This is a genomic window from Thiohalospira halophila DSM 15071 (genome assembly GCF_900112605.1).
In the GTDB taxonomy this organism is placed as follows: Bacteria; Pseudomonadota; Gammaproteobacteria; order Thiohalospirales; family Thiohalospiraceae; genus Thiohalospira; species Thiohalospira halophila.
The window spans coordinates 42,407-58,404 of sequence record NZ_FOMJ01000007.1 but is presented as its reverse complement, the minus strand read 5'-3'; the positions used below and the strand labels follow the sequence as shown (position 1 = coordinate 58,404).

Below are 15,998 nucleotides of genomic sequence, written 5' to 3'. Positions count from 1 at the left end.
AGACCCATGGAGAACAGTGATCAGATAAACCACGGCGGCGCCAGCAATAAGCAGGCGAAAGACTACCGTGGACGCCCCATCAAGGGGTGGGAGGTTAAGGGTTATGAGGACGCAGCCGAGACGCTTCCGGCCGATCCCCAGGAGGCGGTGGAGCGGGCATTCCGGGCTGGTGAGCATGAACAGGTGGACCCATCCGATGCACCGACCTCGGTGACGGTCGTGGGGTATGTCCCGATGGCCCTCCCGAGCGAACAGCGGATGGCCGATTTCATGCTGACCCACCTCTACGAGTGGCTTGGTGAGGAGTACGGCCCCGACCCGAGCATTGGTGACGAGGAGATGCAGGCCAACCAGGCCGACCCGGCGATCTGGGATAAGGCCCGGGAACTCGTGGCCATGGTCGGCGAGCAGTATCCGGTCTGGCCCTGCGAGCCCTCGGAGGTCGAGATCGAGGTCGACCCGCGGGAGTACCTCGAGGAATGAACAGAAAAAGCAGAGCGGAGTAAAAGTTATGGCATCCCGCGGAGTGAACAAAGTCATCCTCATCGGCAACCTCGGCGCCGACCCGGAGGTCCGCTACACCCAGAACGGCACCGCCGTCGCCAACCTGCGCCTGGCCACCAGTGAGCAGTGGAAGGACAAGCAGACCGGCGAGAACCAGGAGCGCACCGAGTGGCACCGGGTATCCCTTTTCGGCCGGCTGGGCGAAGTGGCCGCCCAGTACCTGAAGAAGGGATCCAAGGTCTACATCGAGGGCAAGCTGCAGACCCGCAAGTGGCAGGCCCAGGACGGCTCGGACCGCTACACCACCGAAGTGGTGGCCAACGAGATGCAGATGCTCGACAGCCGGGGAGGGCAGGGCGGTGACCAGGGCGGCCAGACCGCCGGCGGCCAGCAGGGTCAGGGGCAGCCCGCCGGCCAGCAGACCGGCAACGGCTTCGACCACATGGACGACGACATCCCCTTCTAGGATATGGGAGACCTCATGCACCCGATCTTCATCGACACCGAGACCACCGGCTTCCGAATAAGCGCCGGCCACCGGATCATCCAGCTGGGCGCCGTCGACGGCGCCGGCGGCGAGAGCCTGTGGACCGTGGACCCCGAGCGCGAGAGCGACGACGGCGCCTACGCGGTACACGGCCTCAGCCGCGAACAGCTGCGAGGGCTCCCGCGCTGGCTCGACGTGGCCGTCGACATCCGGGAGGCCCTGGACGGGGCCACGCTCATCGCCCACAACGCCCCCTTCGACATCGTCCACCTGCTGACCGAGTTCGACCGGGCTGACGAGCGGCCCCCAGCGATCTCCGGGGTCATCTGCACCCAGACCCTGGCCCGCCGGGTCCTGCCTGATCTCGAAGAGCAGGCCGAGGGCCTGCGGATCTACAGCCTGGACAACCTCGCCCTCTACTACGGCGTCGACCGGGGCCAGCGCGACCAGCGCCACGATGCCCTGGACGATGCCCGGATCCTGCGCGACGTCTACCGGCACCTGGAGCGCGACACCTGGATCCGGAGCGCCGACCCCCACGACCTGGAGGAAGCCGAATCGTGAGCCTCTGCCTGACCGCCGATGAGCTCCAGGAGCTGACTGGCTACCAGCTGCCGGCGTATCAGCGGGGATGGCTGGAGCGCAACGGGTGGACCTACGTCGAGGACCGCGTCGGCCGCCCGCGCGTCAGTCGGGCCCACGCCGAGCAGATGCTTGCAGGGGGCAGCGGGTCCTCCGCTCGTCCCGAGCCGGACTTCGCCAGGCTGAGGAAGACCGGCTAACATGGAGGGTATGGGGCGACAAAGGACGAACGGCGCGGGGCTACCGCGCCGGATGCACTGGAAAAACGGAGCCTATCGCTACCTGACCTCCGGCCGGGGCGGTAAGGGGCGCCGGTGGATTCGTCTGGGCACCACCTGGGAAGAGGCCCTGGCCGAGTATGCGCGCCTCGAGGCCGAGATGGGGGAGGTGCCACCCGGGAGCGTGGCCGCGACCATCGCCCAGTACAGGGCCGAGGTCCTGGTTGAGAAGGCCGCCAACACCCAGTCCTCCTACGACGTGTGCCTGCGCCGCCTGGAGCAGGTCTTCGGCCACATGCCCATCCAGGAGATCCAGCCCCGCCACGTCGCCCGATACCTCGACGAACACTTCAGCCACTCAGCAGCCAACCGGGACAAGTCCGTCCTATCCTCGGTGTACGCCTACGCCTTGCGGCGGGGGCTGGCTGACCGAAACCCATGCAGGGACGTCCGGAGCTTCCCGGAAAAACCTCGAGAGCGATACGTCACAGACGCGGAGTTCCGGGCGGTTCGGAGTCACGCATCGGCGTCGATGGCGTTGGCCATGGATCTGGCCTACATCACGGCTCGGCGGAAGAGCGAACTGATCGCCCTGCGCTGGAGCGACGTCACCGAGGACGGCCTGCGCATACAGCCCAAGAAGGGCGGCCGGCCCCTCGTCCTTCGCATAACGCCGGCCCTTGCCAGCGCCCTGGAGCACGCCAAGAACCTGAACAGGCGAACCGTCCCCAGCGTCTACATCCTGACCTCGTCCCATGGCCAGCCGTACACCTCTGGCGGCTTTGGCTCGACCTGGAGGAACACCATCAAACGAGCTATGCGCGCCGAAGACATCGCCGAGAGCTTCACCTTCCACGACCTACGCGCCAAGAGCCTGACGGATTACCATGAGCGCGGAGAAGACGCGCAAGCCCTGGCCGGACACCGGAGCCGGTCGACGACGGAGGCCTACCTCCGCGCCAAGAGCCAGCGGCAGATGAACCCCCTGGACCTCATCGACCCGGACCCCGGCGAGTGACTGTATACAGGCACCCCCTAGAATTGTATACACGCCCCTAACTGCTTTATCCAAGTACCTGAAATAACAGGTTAACTCTAAGGCTAGCGGGGATAGGTCATATTCTGGGCTATCATCATGCCACAAGGTCCTGCTCCATTGGCCCTTCAGGCTCGGTGGCGGGTCTTCGAGATTCCCGCCTTCGCGGGAATGACGGGGTCTTTTGCAGCCCCGGGAATACAGTGAAAGCCCCGGAACGAAAGAGGAGGTCGCCATGTTCATTCGTCCCCAGCGCCCGTGGCAGGGCCGCGAACAGGATGTGACGCCGGAGCCGGTCTATCGCCAGCGGCGGCGTTTCATGCGCGATGCCGCCGGGGTCCTGCTCACGGCCGGCGGCCTGCCGGCGCTGGCGGAGGCGGCCATCCCCGAGGGGCGGTTCGGCGAGATCCGGGAGCCGGGTCGCTTCTCCACCGACGAGGAGCGCACACCCTACGGTGACGTCACCACCTACAACAACTTCTTCGAATTCGGGACCGGCAAGTCCGACCCCAGCGATTACGCCCACCAGATGCCCATCGACCCCTGGAGCGTGCGGGTCTCGGGGGAGGCGGAGCGCACCGGTGATATCCCGCTGGAGGAGTTCGTTCGCCCCCACGACTTCGAGGAGCGGATCTACCGGCTGCGCTGCGTGGAGGGGTGGTCCATGGTCATCCCCTGGGTGGGCTTCCCCCTGCGCGACGTCATCCAGCGCTTCCGGCCCACCTCCCGGGCCAAGTACGTCCAGTTCACCACCCTCCATGACCCGGAGAACATGCGCGGCCAGCGCCGAGACATCCTGGACTGGCCCTACGTGGAGGGGCTGCGTATGGACGAGGCCACCCATCCGCTGACCCTCCTCGCCGTGGGCCTCTACGGCGAGGCGCTGCCCAAGCAGAACGGCGCCCCCATCCGGCTGGTGGTGCCGTGGAAGTACGGCTTCAAGAGCATCAAGTCCATCGTGGAGATGCGCTTTACCGAAGAGCAGCCCACCTCCACCTGGATGCGCTCGGCGCCGGAGGAGTACGGCTTCTACGCCAACGTGAACCCCGAGGTGCCCCATCCGCGCTGGAGCCAGCGCCGGGAGCGGCGCATCGGCGAGTTCGGCAAGCGGCCCACGGAGAAATTCAACGGCTACGGCGAATGGGTGGCCGATCTCTACCGCGGGATGGATCTGGAGAAGCACTTCTAGATGCGCCGACAGACCGTCCGCTACCGCCTCAAGCCGGCGGTCTTCGGCCTCGCCTCGCTGCCGGCCCTGTGGCTGGTGTGGGGGGCGTTCACCGGCGGCCTGGGGACCAATCCGGCGGAGACCCTCATCGTCGAGAGCGGCACCTGGACTCTGCGCATGCTGCTTATCGGCCTGGCCCTGACCCCGCTGCGCGGGCTCACCGGCTGGAACTGGCCCATGCAGCTACGCCGGATGCTGGGGCTCTTCGCCTTCTTCTACGCGGCCGCCCACCTGACCCTCTACCTCTGGCTGGACCAGTTCTTCTGGTGGACGGAGATCGCCCGGGACATCCTGGAGCGGCCCTTCATCACGGTGGGCCTGCTGGCCTTCACCCTGCTGTTGCCGCTGGCGCTCACCTCGCCCCGGGCGGCGGTGAAGCGGCTGGGGGCCAAGCGTTGGCAGGCGCTGCACCGGCTGGTCTACCCGGCGGCGGTGGCCGGGGTGGTCCACCACTGGTGGATCGTCCGGGCCGATTACCGCGAGGCGATGGTCCATGCCATTATTATGACCTTGTTGCTAGGCTATCGGCTGGTGTTCGGCTGGGCGCCCCGGATTCTCCAACGCAACTAATGCCCCCATAAAAAATCCCATCCCCTTAAGCGGAATCCCGAGGGCCAATCCCGCATCTCAGTGGGGGAGTCGCCTTGTCCGCGGGAAGCCCGGGGGCTAAAGTAGCCCGCTTAATGGAGGAAGTGGCTATCCCCACCGCTGCAGGCGGGGCGCAGGGAGGAGGATGCGGTGTCGCCCGGACGCCGGATCGGCGAGAACAGACCATCGAGGAGATAATATGCACTTCAATCGTCGCGAATTCCTGCAGATGATCGGCGCCGCCGGCGCCGTGGGCATGCTGCCGGCCTGCGGTTCCGGCCGGGGCACGGTCAAGTCGCCGGAGCAGCTCTACGATATTCCGAAGTTCGGCAATGCCACGGTCATGCACATGACCGACTGCCACGCCCAGCTCAACCCGGTCTATTTCCGTGAGCCCAACGTCAATCTCGGGCTCAACAGCGCCAAGGGCCGGCCGCCGCACCTGGTGGGCAAACACCTGCTGGACTACTTCGGCCTGCCCTCCAACGGCCCCGAGGCCCACGCCTTCACCTACCTCGACTTCGCCGAGGCGGCGGAGAAGTACGGCAAGGTCGGCGGCTTTGACCACCTGGCTACCCTGGTGAAGAAGATCCGGGCCGAGCGCGGCGACAACAACACCCTCCTCATGGACGGCGGCGATACCTGGCAGGGCTCCGGAACCGCCCTGTGGACCCGTGGCCAGGACATGGTGGACGCCACCAACCTCCTGGGCGTGGACGTGATGACCGGCCACTGGGAGTTCACCTACCACCAGGAGGAGATCCTCAAGAACATCAAGCGCTTCAATGGCGACTTCGTGGCGCAGAACGTCTTCGCCAGTATCGACGCCATCTTCGGCGGCGCGGATGTCTACGACGAGGATTCCGGCCGGGTCTTCCCGCCCTACACCATGAAGGAAGTGGGCGGCGCCCGGGTGGCCGTCATCGGCCAGGCCTTCCCTTACACCCCCATCGCCAACCCGCAGCGCTTCATCCCCGACTGGAGCTTCGGCATCAAGGAGTCGGAGATGCAGAAGGTGGTGGACGAGGTGCGCGAGAAGGAGAAGCCCGACGCGGTCTTCGTCCTCTCCCACAACGGCGCGGACGTGGACATCAAGATGGGCCAGCGGGTGCGCGGCATCGACGTCATCTTCGGCGGCCACACCCACGATGCCATCGTCGAGCCGGTGGTGGTGGACAGCCCCGACGGCCAGACCGTGGTCTCCAACGCCGGCTCCAACGGCAAGTTCCTCGCGGTCATGGACATGGATATCCGCGACGGCAAGATGCGCGACTTCAAGTACCACCTGGTGCCGGTCTTCTCCAACTACATCGAGCCGGACAAGGAGATGAGCCGCTACATCCAGGGGGTCCGCGAGCCCTACCTCGACAAGCTCAACGAGGAGCTGGCGGTGGCCGACGAGCTGATGTATCGCCGCGGCAACTTCAACGGCACCTTCGACCAGGTGATCTGCGATGCCCAGCGCGAGGTGGGCGGGGCCGATATCAGCCTCTCCCCCGGCTTCCGCTGGGGCACCTCGGTGCTGCCCGGCCAGTCCATCACCATGGAGCACGTGATGGACCAGACCGGCGTCACCTACCCGGAGACCTACGTCCAGGAGATGACCGGCGAGCGGATCAAGATGGTCCTGGAGGATGTCGCCGACAACCTCTTCAACGAGGACCCCTACCGCCAGCAGGGCGGGGACATGGTGCGCGTCGGCGGGCTCGACTACACCATCGACCCCACCGCCACCATCGGCAAGCGGATCTCCGACCTCACCCTGGACAACGGCGAGAAGCTGGAGGCCAACAAGACCTACAAGGTCGCCGGCTGGGCCACCGTGGGCGAGCAGTCCCCCGGCGAGCCCATCTGGGACGTGGTGGCCACCTACCTCCGCGATCGCGACACGGTGAGCATCGACAAGCTCAACACGCCCAAGCTGCGTAACGTGAAGGGCAACCCGGGCATCGATGACTACGCCGGCGAGATCCTGAGCTAGTCCCGCTCAGCCACCGGTAAGAGGAAAAGGGGCCGTCCCGGGAGGGGCGGCCCCTTTTTCATGCGGAATACCGGTGACGGGGGTTACCGGTCGAAACGGTCCGCGTTCATCACCTTGTTCCAGGCGGCAATGAAGTCGTCGACGAACTTCGCCGGGTTGTCGTCCTGGGCGTAGACCTCCGCGTAGGAGCGCAGGACGGCGTTGGAGCCGAAGACCAGGTCCACGCGGGTGGCGGTCCATTTCACGTCGTCGGTTTGCCGGTCCCGGATCTCGTACCGGTTGTGCCCCGTCGGCACCCAGCGGTTGTCCATGTCCGTGAGGTTCACGAAGAAGTCGTTGGTGAGCTGCCCCTCACGGTCGGTGAACACGCCGTCGCGGGTGCCGCCGTGGTTGGTGCCGAGCCCCCGCATGCCGCCGACCAGCACGGTCATCTCCGGGGCCGTCAGCCCCATGAGCTGGGTGCGGTCGAGCATCAGCTCCTCCGCCGGGACGGTGTAGTCCTTCTTGAGGAAGTTGCGGTAGGCGTCGGACAGCGGCTCCAGCCAGCGGAAGGAGTCCGCATCGGTCATCTCCTCGCTGGCATCGCCCCGGCCCGGCTGGAAGGGCACCACCCGGTCGTGGCCCGCCGCCTTCGCCGCCTGCTCGATGCCGACATTGCCGGCCAGCACGATGACGTCCGCCAGGCTGGCGCCGCTGTCGGCGGCGATGGGCTCCAGCACGCCGAGGACGCGGGCCAGCCGCTCCGGCTCGTTGGCCGCCCAGTCCTTCTGCGGGGCCAGGCGGATCCGGGCGCCGTTGGCGCCGCCCCGCTTGTCGGACTGGCGGAAGGTGCGGGCGCTGTCCCAGGCGGTGGTGACCAGGTCGCCGATGCCGAGACCGCTGTCCGCGATCCGCTGCTTGACCGCCTCGACGTTGTAGGCGGTGGGGCCCGCGGGCACCGGGTCCTGCCAGATCAGGTCCTCGGTGGGCGCCTCGGGGCCGATGTAGCGCTCCTTCGGGCCCATGTCCCGGTGGATCAGCTTGAACCAGGCGCGGGCGAAGGCGTCGTCGAGCCGGTCCGGGTCCTGGCGGAATTCTTCCGCGATGGCGCGGAACCCCGGATCGACCTTCATCGCCATGTCGGCGTCGGTCATCATGGGCATGCGGCGGATGGAGGGATCCTCCACGTCCACCGGCATGTCCTCTTCCCGGATGTCCACCGGCTGCCACTGGTTGGCGCCGGCCGGGCTCTGGACCACCTGCCATTCGTGGCCGAACAGCATCTCCAGGTACTCGTGGTCCCACCGGGTGGGGTGGGTGGTCCAGGCGCCCTCCAGGCCGCTGGTGACGGCGTCGCGGCCCACGCCGCGGGTGACGTGGTTGTTCCAGCCCAGGCCCTGCTCCTCGATCTCCGCCGCCTCCGGGGCCGGGCCCAGATTGGCGGCATCCCCGTTGCCGTGGCACTTGCCCACCGTGTGGCCACCGATGGTGAGGGCGACGGTCTCCTCGTCGTTCATGGCCATGCGGCTGAAGGTCATGCGGACATCCTTGGCCGTCTCCAGCGGATCCGGCTGGCCGTCCGGGCCCTCGGGGTTCACGTAGATGAGCCCCATCATGACCGCCGCCAGCGGGTCCTCCAGGGATTCCGGATTGCGTTGCTCATCGTAACGGCTGCCGGGCTTGTCGCTGGTGGCGAGCCACTCCTTCTCGCTGCCCCAGTAGGTATCCTTCTCGGGGTGCCAGATGTCCTCCCGGCCGAAGGAGAAGCCGAAGGTCCTGAAGCCCATGGACTCGTAGGCGACGTTGCCGGCCAGGATGATAAGGTCTGCCCAGCTCAGCCGGTTGCCGTACTTCTTCTTGATGGGCCACAGCAGGCGGCGCGCCTTGTCCAGGTTGCCGTTGTCCGGCCAGCTGTTGATGGGCGCGAAGCGCTGGTTGCCGGTGGCGGCACCCCCGCGACCGTCCGCCACCCGGTAGGAGCCGGCGGCGTGCCAGGCCATGCGGATCATCAGCCCGCCGTAGTGCCCCCAGTCCGCCGGCCACCACGCCTGACTCTCGGTCATCAGGGCCCGCACATCCGCCTTGAGCGCGTCGAAGTCGAGCTTGCGGACCTCCGCGCGGTAGTCGAAGTCCGCCCCCATGGGATTGGTCTTGCGGTCGTGCTGGTGGAGGATGTCCAGGTTCAGGGCGTTGGGCCACCACTCCATGACATCGCTGCCAACCGCAGTGTTGGCGCCGTGCATCACCGGGCACCGGCCGGTGCTGGGCTTGTCCGTCATCTCGCTCTCCGGTTCCGAGGTTCGCATACCGTGTCGCCACGGCGCGCTGACGGCCTGGCCGCCGGCCTTCCGGCGCTGCCGCCTCCCCCGAATATAGACTAGTTCTAAACCGTGTGCGCTACGGGGGGGCAGCAGAGAGGGCAGGGTTGAGCTTCGCCTCGCGGGCAATCACTATCTGTAACCCTTCGAGACCGCATAAATAACGTTGCAAGACCTGACCCCACTTACTTACGCGCGCCTTCCATTCCCTCTGCATTGGGGATGGGCCCAGGCCTCGATCCTGAGCCTCAACATCCAACCCGAACCTCCATCCGGACTATTCCGGATTCCGGCGTAGGGCGTGGGCCTGGAGCTTCTCGACGTATTCGCCCGAGCCGTGGTCTTGGGCCGCCGCCGCGCCCCAGGACTTTATCCAGCGGGCGAGAACCAGGCGCGCCTTCCGGAAGAAATTCGGGCTATGCTCCACCCGCAGCTTCTTGAACGGGATGCCTTTCTCATCAGGCTGGTTCGGGGGCGCGGTGAGGAATACCTGATAGCCATAGTGGGTATAGCCCTTGAAGTTCTCCATAAAGCTGGAGATTCGCTTGGAGATACTTCCCGGGAGCAGGCCAATGGCCCCTGAAATAATGTTGAAGCCATAGCCGAAAGGCACCCTTGGCACCCCGTCCGCGGCGTTTACCACCCGATACACCGGCGTTTTGATCCCGGCAAAGAGTTCCCGGTCACCAACCCTGGGGCCGCCGAAGGTATAGCAGGCACCAGTGCTGTCCTTCTCCAGATACCGGGTGGCGAGTGTGGCCAGGGCGCCGCCCAGGGAGTGGCCGGTAATGTAGAGGGGTGGCCCGGCGTGCTGTTCCAGAGCCTGCCTGATGGGCTCCTCAACACGTTGAAAGGCCTCAAGGAAACCCCGATGCACGCGCCCTCCGCCCGGGGCCGAGCGCAGGTTCGCCTTGATATCAGCAAAGATATCAGCGGCTTCTAGCTCCGTTCCCCGGAAGGCCAGAATTAGCATGCTACCGGCGGCGCCGTTCGCATTGAGCCGCGCCAGGAAGGCCTGGGTTCCCCCTTCATCGAAGCTCTCCAGAAGCTCGAAATCGGCTTGTCGCAGGATCGAGGCCAGCTCCGTTGTGGTTTCCTGCTCTGCCGCCACGGCCTTTCTGACCAGAGCTGTAACGGTGTCTTCCGCCTCCCCGGTCTCCACGGATTCCTTGATCTCTTGCACCAGCCGGGTGATTGAGACCTCTGCCGGCAACGGCTCGTACACGAGCCGTGACAGCTCCGCCATGATCCAGGCGGTCCGATCCGAGTAGGCCGCCCGGGCCACGGGCGGAGAAGTCAGTAATCTCTTCTCTCTGAAATAGCTGGCCATATTCTTCCCTCCTTTTTGGCAACTGGAACGTCGTCCGCGGCGCGCTCACAAGAAAAACCTAGTCTTTGATGCGCGTAACCTCAAGGCCCGGCTTTCTAAAGAATTATTTGTCGATGCTCTAACGCGCAAGAGTAAGGCTTTACACATAAGCCAAAATAAAAACTGGCCCTCGTTTTCCGGGATAATTTGCTTCACTCTTTTGTCTTCCAGAACCAACTCCGGCAACTAGATATAACCGGAGTGGGTACCGCCGGCTGCTTTCAATAAGTGTGGTAGCGGGTGGCTCTCAAGCGAAAAGCCCTATCTCCTCCCTCCAATCCTAAAAGCCTTTGTCGATTCTCAGTGTCTTCGATAGAAAAGGATTCAACTTTAGTCGTTCCACTTTCATCGACCTCAAGGTGGTGGATTAAATCGGCATCCCCGTTTATAACAAAGTTAGCATTATGCGTTGCAAAAATAATCTGTCTGTATTGCTTCTTTTCCTTGATTAATTCCACTAAGTATTTGGCAATTAGCAATGAATCCAAGTGGGCCTCAGGTTCATCAATAATGACAGGAGTGTTTCCCATTTTTAACAAAAAAACTAGAACAGCTGTACATCTTTGGCCAAAAGATAAATCTTCAATATTACGGCCATTATATAAAAGTCGATAACTTCTATAGTTTTCAACATCCGTTTGAAGAGAGTTCCACTTGATTTGGGCGATCTTGAATACGGATGGATCCTTTAGAAACTCTCTTATTTGAGTTGAAGCTTTTTGGGCAGAGGAGGATGTCAAAGCGGAATCTATATCGCTCCAAACCAGATCATCCTTTAGGGGGATGGTTGCAAAAATCTCTGTGATTTTCGCTTCTTGAACTCTCTCTTCTTTGTTGGATTTCCTGATTTCCTCGATTAACCATTGCACCCAATCTTCATGAGCCTTAGAGCGCGCCCTCTCGCTAACAATCTGAAGGTCAGAAACCTGGTCTGAAGAGCTTGCCAATTCTTTAACCATCGACTCCAAAACGGAATCTAAATAACATTCCAAGCGTTTCGCGTTTTCAGCGCATAACCTCTTAGGGTCGTCTTCTTCATTGAAACTCCCCAGAATACCGTCAATTTCAGAAAGGCGGTCTTCTAAAGGGCCGATTTCTGAACTTGCAGTTTGAACATCCGTTACTGATTCAGGATCCAACCCCTTATCCTGAAAAATTTTCTGGATTTCATGCTGAGCGTGTGTAGCGTCATCCTTGGCAGCCTTTAATTGCTCGTTTGATCGTTGCCAAGGTTCCTTCTTTGATAGCTCCGAAATGGCCTCTTCTAGATATTTCTTTGCCGCTTCCGCTGGAGAGGCCAGAGGATTATTTTCCAAAGACGTAACTTCATCTAGGCGATCTTGACATTCTTTAAGCCCGGACAGAGCGTCAGACGTTTTATCGTACGCCTTTTTTAACTCCTTTTCGTGTTGTTGGGATTTATCGAGTTTGTTCTGCTTTTCTCTATACTTTTCGTCCGAGACAGTTTCAATTAGAGACCTTTTTTCTTTAATCTGCGAAGAGAGTGAGTCCTTCTCCTTTTGCAGAGAAATCGTTTCTTTGACTTTATTGATTTCCTCATTACTCAATTCGTGGCTGCTTTTCAAGTCTTCCTTGATTTCCTCGTATTCGGTTTTATCGACCCTCTTTTTAACCCTATTATTGATCGCGGTTTTTAATTTTGATGTGTCTTGCGCAAAGGCCTCAACAGCATTTTGGTGTATATATTCTATCTCTGATGAATAGGCAGTGCCCTTCGTTTCAAAAAAATCTGTGACTTGTAAGGGGCCTCCATCCGAGGACAACGATCCTAAAGTTTGATCCCAAATATCGTTAGTTATAGAAGCCCCATAACTTTTCGCTACCATTTGGAGTAGTGTGCTCTTGCCTGAGCCTCTGCCTCCAATTATGCACGTAAAGCAGGGGTTGAAGTTGAATTCATAATCACCACTAAAGCAAAACTTTTCTTCTTTTAAGTAAATGTCATTTGGAAGGGATGCTTTGAAATTGTCTAGCCTTTGAACTGGTTCATTAGGTTTTGCGTCCGAGAATCGAACACGGGCCGGGTACTCATAAAGAGCCTGCCGTATTCCCTCAAAAGAAGGCTTGGCTCGTATCCAAGAAAAAGAGTTTCCTAATCGGTCTTTATTAGAGCTCCAAGAGTGATAGTGAGAATCACTGCAATCTATCAACCTGTCATTGACGTTCTGGTCTTTTAACTTTTGCCACGCATTAGTTGCCGCAGACGCATTTTCGGAGGAGACGAATAAAAAATCGACAGACTGTATGGTGTGTTTTTTTGAGGCGATGCTATGATCGTTCCATTGTAATTTATCCCATTCAGTTTTTCCTATTGCTGTCAATGTTTTGTTGTTGAATACAGATTTCTGGAGTAGTTTTTCAATGACGTTTCTTTCAAAAACTAAATTATTGAATCCCTCTATTAATGGTGCAGAGAAATCTTTTCTTTTATCTTCTGGGGCGGCATCAATAATTAACTTTCCGAGTTCTGTTAGGGATTTATAAGTAGGGGCCGCCGAAAAGCGCTCCTTCAAATAAGCATACGAATCAGAAAGCTGGAAATCAGCCATTAGGCCGCCAATGAACTGAGTCTCAATATCTTCCGCTGACAGTTCGTCTGAGAAAACTACGTGGTAATTAACTTCTTGCCACTTCCCGCTGGAAGATGCAAACTGAGCTAGTCTCAATTCTATGACAGGGATGATGGAGTCTATATTTTTAAGTCTCCCTTGTTTTTTGTATTCTTGTACTTTTTTATACCCATCTAGAAACAAATAATCATTAATTCCTAGGAGTTTAAAATCTTCGGGTAGGTTTTCTAGATCGGCGATAAACTCTTCCCAAGGCTCGTTCCCGGCTCCCCCGTAGTTAGTGTTTACCAAGGACTCCGGAGTGTGAACATGAAGATCGCACCTAATCCATTCCGATCCGAATTTGTACTCAGTTTCTTGCATTATTAAAGCCTGTGAGTTATTAGCGAAAGAATGGTTTTGTGGGGTGGTGAGGTTTCGGTTCAAAGGCACCCCTGGCCGGAATCTTCGATAGGGCTTCTGTACACATTTGGGAATCAGGCCAGCCTCAAATGTTAGCCTTCCAGAACGCTTATTCAGTCTTCAGGACTCCCCACCTATTTAGCTCGGATTCGGTCAGCGATGACGGAGACGTTGGTGGTTGGGTTCTTGGACCCTTAATTCGCACCCGCAGTCGTGCGCTCGATTTCGTTATTACCCTTGGGATTGCCCGATCTCCCAATTAGCGTTCTCTCCAGAGGCCGCGCGTTTTAGGGCATTGCTCGCGAACCTAGAATCTGCCTGCATCCCGTTCGGGATGGCTGCAGCCTCGAGGACGTTCAATTTAGGGCGAACGCCCATGACTCCCAGGCGAAGTCGCCGATGAAGAGGTAGTTGGCCTTGGATGCCACGTTGGAGAAGGTGGTGCGCAGTAGGCTTGCCGTTAGCTCCCTCATCATGGCGATGAGGCGGCGCTAGGGGGATGCGGGGGCTGGTAGTGTCCACGGCGGAAGCGCTCCTTGCGGACCGGACGTTCAGCCACGGTAGCGATGGAATCCTTATGCAGCAAGCGGGAAGCCGTGTATACCTTCTTGCGCAGGGCCTCGTTCGCAGGGCCTCGTTTTACCGTTGTTTCCGGAACTTGGGGCAGGCGCCCGGCTCAGATGAACGCCCGGACCACGGCCCCGACCCCGGCGACGGCAGAGACGGCCAGCACTGCGTGGCGCAGCCAGGACCGGTCCAGGGCGTGGGCGGTGAAGCTGGACAGCCAGAAGCCCGCGAAGATGGCCGGCAGCAGTGACAGGCCGAGGGTCAGCTCCGTTACACCGAAGCGGCCCACTGCCGCCAGGGAGAGCAGCGCGAACAGGCCGCCGGGCACGAAGATCGCGGACAGGGTCGCCCGCAGCCGGTGGCCGGAGGCGTGCTGGAAGACCAGGGCCAGGGGCGGGCCGCCGATGGAGGTGGCCGTGGCCATGAAGCCGGCCAGCGTTCCGGCCGCCGCCAGGTGGCCGCGGCGGGGGTGTGCGGGGGCCCAGCCCAGGGCGCTCAGGGCCACCGCCAGCAGGACCAGGCTGCCGAAGACCAGGGCCAGGCCGCCCTCGGGCAGCGCGGCCACCACGCCGCCGGCCAGTATGGAGCCCCCCATGAAGCCCGGCACGGCCCAGGCCACGGGCCCCATCTCCAGGCCGGCGCGGTCCCGGATCAGGATGAGGGCGGGCAGGAAGAGCCCGGCGATGAGCATGGGGGCCGGCACCAGGGCGGGGTTCACCAGGAAGAGCAGCGGCGCCCCCACCAGGGCCACGCCGAAACCCACCGAACCCTGCACGATCGCCCCGCCTACCAGCACCAGGCTGGCCAGGAGCCATTCAGTCAGGGTCAGGGGAAGGGCTTCGAGCATGGTTCGCGATCCTCGGGTTTCGGGAAATTCGGGAAATCAGGCGTGGCGACCGGCGGCGATCCCGGAGGCCCAGGCCCACTGGAAGTTGTGGCCGCCCAGCTGGCCGGTGACGTCCAGCACCTCGCCGATGAAGTAGAGCCCCGGCTGGCCCTGGACCTCAAAGGTGCGGGAGGAGAGGGCGCGGGTATCCACCCCGCCCAGGGTGACCTCGGCGGTGCGCCAGCCCTCGGTGCCCGCCGGCACCAGGCGCCAGCCGGCGAGGGTGGCCGCCGCCCGCTCCAGGTCGGCGTTGGAGTAGCCCTGCAGGGGGCCGGTCCAGCCGTGCAGGGCGGCCAGCCCCCGGGCAAAACGGCGGGGGAAGCGGGTGGCCAGCAGCCGATCCAGGGGGCGGGTCGGGTGGTCCTCCCGCCACTCCCGGAGCAGATCCAGGGCCGCCTCGCCGGGGAGCAGGTCGATGGTCAGCGCCTCGCCGGGCTCCCAGAAGCCGGAGACCTGGAGCATGGCCGGGCCGCTGAGGCCGCGGTGGGTGATGAGCATGGGCTCGTGGAAGGCGGCCTCGCCGGCGGCCACCTCCACCGGGATGCTCACCCCGGCCAGTTCGGAGAGCTGGCGGCGCAGCCCCTCGTCCAGGGTGAAGGGGACCAGGGCGGGGCGGGTGGGCAGCACCTGCAGGCCGAACTGTTCGGCGAGGGCGTAGCCGAAGCCGGTGGCGCCCATCTTCGGCGCCGAGCGGCCGCCGGTGGCGACGATGAGCGACTCGCAGGTCACGGGCCCGGCGGAGGTCGCCAGCCGGTAGCCGCCCTCCATCGCCTCCACCGATTCCACGCGGGTCTCCAGCCACAGGGTGGTGCCGGCGGCGTGGTTCTCCCGCTCCAGCAGGGTCACGATATCCCGGCTGGAGTCGCGACAGAAGAGCTGGCCGGCGGCCTTCTCCACCCACGGGATCCCGTGGCCCTCCACCAGCGCCAGGAACTCCCAAGGGGTGTAGCGGGCCAGGGCGGAGCGGCAGAAGTCGGGGTTGTCGGAGAGGAAGTGCTCCGGCCCCGACTCCAGGTTGGTGAAGTTGCAGCGGCCGCCGCCGGACATGAGGATCTTCTTGCCCGGCCGCTCGGCGTGGTCGATGACCAGCACCCGGCGGCCGCGGGCGCCGGCGGTGGCCGCCGCCATGAGCCCGGCCGCCCCCGCGCCGATGACGACGACGTCGAAGGTCGCGCCGCTACCGGCCATGGGCCTGCCCTCGTTGTCCCCGCCGCTTCCCCTGTCCGGTGCGTTGACAGGCCCGGGCCCTGCATTCACTATTA

Annotated in this window: 13 protein-coding genes; 8 read left to right on the top strand and 5 right to left on the bottom strand. The window is 62.2% G+C overall.

What is annotated here, in order from left to right; all coding sequences use genetic code 11:
- Positions 1-6: 6 nt before the first annotated feature.
- The 8 genes from BM272_RS10175 (at position 7) to soxB (ending at position 6,624) form a co-directional block, all read left to right on the top strand.
- Positions 7-483 (top strand): hypothetical protein, encoded by a 477-nt coding sequence (locus tag BM272_RS10175; protein WP_093428691.1) that lies wholly within the window; start codon positions 7-9, stop codon positions 481-483.
- A 28-nt stretch (positions 484-511) separates the two neighbouring features.
- Entirely contained in the window at positions 512-970 is a 459-nt protein-coding gene (gene ssb, locus BM272_RS10170; RefSeq protein WP_093428690.1) for a single-stranded DNA-binding protein, read from the top strand.
- Positions 971-985: 15 nt separating this feature from the next.
- Entirely contained in the window at positions 986-1,555 is a 570-nt protein-coding gene (locus BM272_RS10165) for a 3'-5' exonuclease (RefSeq protein ID WP_159433066.1), read from the top strand.
- The gene (locus BM272_RS10160) at positions 1,552-1,773 is read left to right on the top strand and encodes a DUF4224 domain-containing protein (RefSeq protein ID WP_159433065.1); all 222 of its coding nucleotides are present in this window, start codon (positions 1,552-1,554) and stop codon (positions 1,771-1,773) included. Before BM272_RS10165 ends, BM272_RS10160 begins: the two co-directional genes overlap by 4 nt.
- A 202-nt stretch (positions 1,774-1,975) precedes the next feature.
- Complete coding sequence (locus BM272_RS10155) at positions 1,976-2,809, top strand: tyrosine-type recombinase/integrase (protein WP_205407795.1); 834 nt, start codon at positions 1,976-1,978, stop codon at positions 2,807-2,809.
- 253 nt (positions 2,810-3,062) lie between these two features.
- Positions 3,063-4,016, top strand: a complete 954-nt coding sequence (gene msrP / locus BM272_RS10150) for a protein-methionine-sulfoxide reductase catalytic subunit MsrP (protein ID WP_093428686.1) — start codon at positions 3,063-3,065, stop codon at positions 4,014-4,016.
- The gene (locus BM272_RS10145) at positions 4,017-4,625 is read left to right on the top strand and encodes a protein-methionine-sulfoxide reductase heme-binding subunit MsrQ (protein WP_093428685.1); all 609 of its coding nucleotides are present in this window, start codon (positions 4,017-4,019) and stop codon (positions 4,623-4,625) included. It begins immediately after the preceding gene.
- A 217-nt stretch (positions 4,626-4,842) separates the two neighbouring features.
- Positions 4,843-6,624, top strand: a complete 1,782-nt coding sequence (soxB, locus tag BM272_RS10140; RefSeq protein WP_093428684.1) for a thiosulfohydrolase SoxB — start codon at positions 4,843-4,845, stop codon at positions 6,622-6,624.
- 83 nt (positions 6,625-6,707) lie between these two features.
- Here soxB and katG read toward each other — a convergent pair whose 3' ends face one another.
- The 5 genes from katG to BM272_RS10115 form a co-directional block, all read right to left on the bottom strand.
- Positions 6,708-8,882, bottom strand: coding sequence for a catalase/peroxidase HPI (gene katG, locus BM272_RS10135; RefSeq protein WP_093428683.1), 2,175 nt, complete (start codon positions 8,880-8,882; stop codon positions 6,708-6,710).
- A 316-nt stretch (positions 8,883-9,198) separates the two neighbouring features.
- Entirely contained in the window at positions 9,199-10,251 is a 1,053-nt protein-coding gene (locus BM272_RS10130) for a lipase family protein (RefSeq protein ID WP_093428682.1), read from the bottom strand.
- 260 nt (positions 10,252-10,511) lie between these two features.
- On the bottom strand, positions 10,512-13,307 hold the full coding sequence (locus tag BM272_RS10125) for a TrlF family AAA-like ATPase (protein ID WP_143613233.1): 2,796 nt from the start codon (positions 13,305-13,307) through the stop codon (positions 10,512-10,514).
- Between the two features lie 652 nt (positions 13,308-13,959).
- On the bottom strand, positions 13,960-14,697 hold the full coding sequence (locus BM272_RS10120) for a sulfite exporter TauE/SafE family protein (RefSeq protein WP_093428681.1): 738 nt from the start codon (positions 14,695-14,697) through the stop codon (positions 13,960-13,962).
- 36 nt (positions 14,698-14,733) lie between these two features.
- Positions 14,734-15,924, bottom strand: coding sequence for a BaiN/RdsA family NAD(P)/FAD-dependent oxidoreductase (locus BM272_RS10115; protein WP_093428680.1), 1,191 nt, complete (start codon positions 15,922-15,924; stop codon positions 14,734-14,736).
- Positions 15,925-15,998: the final 74 nt, after the last annotated feature.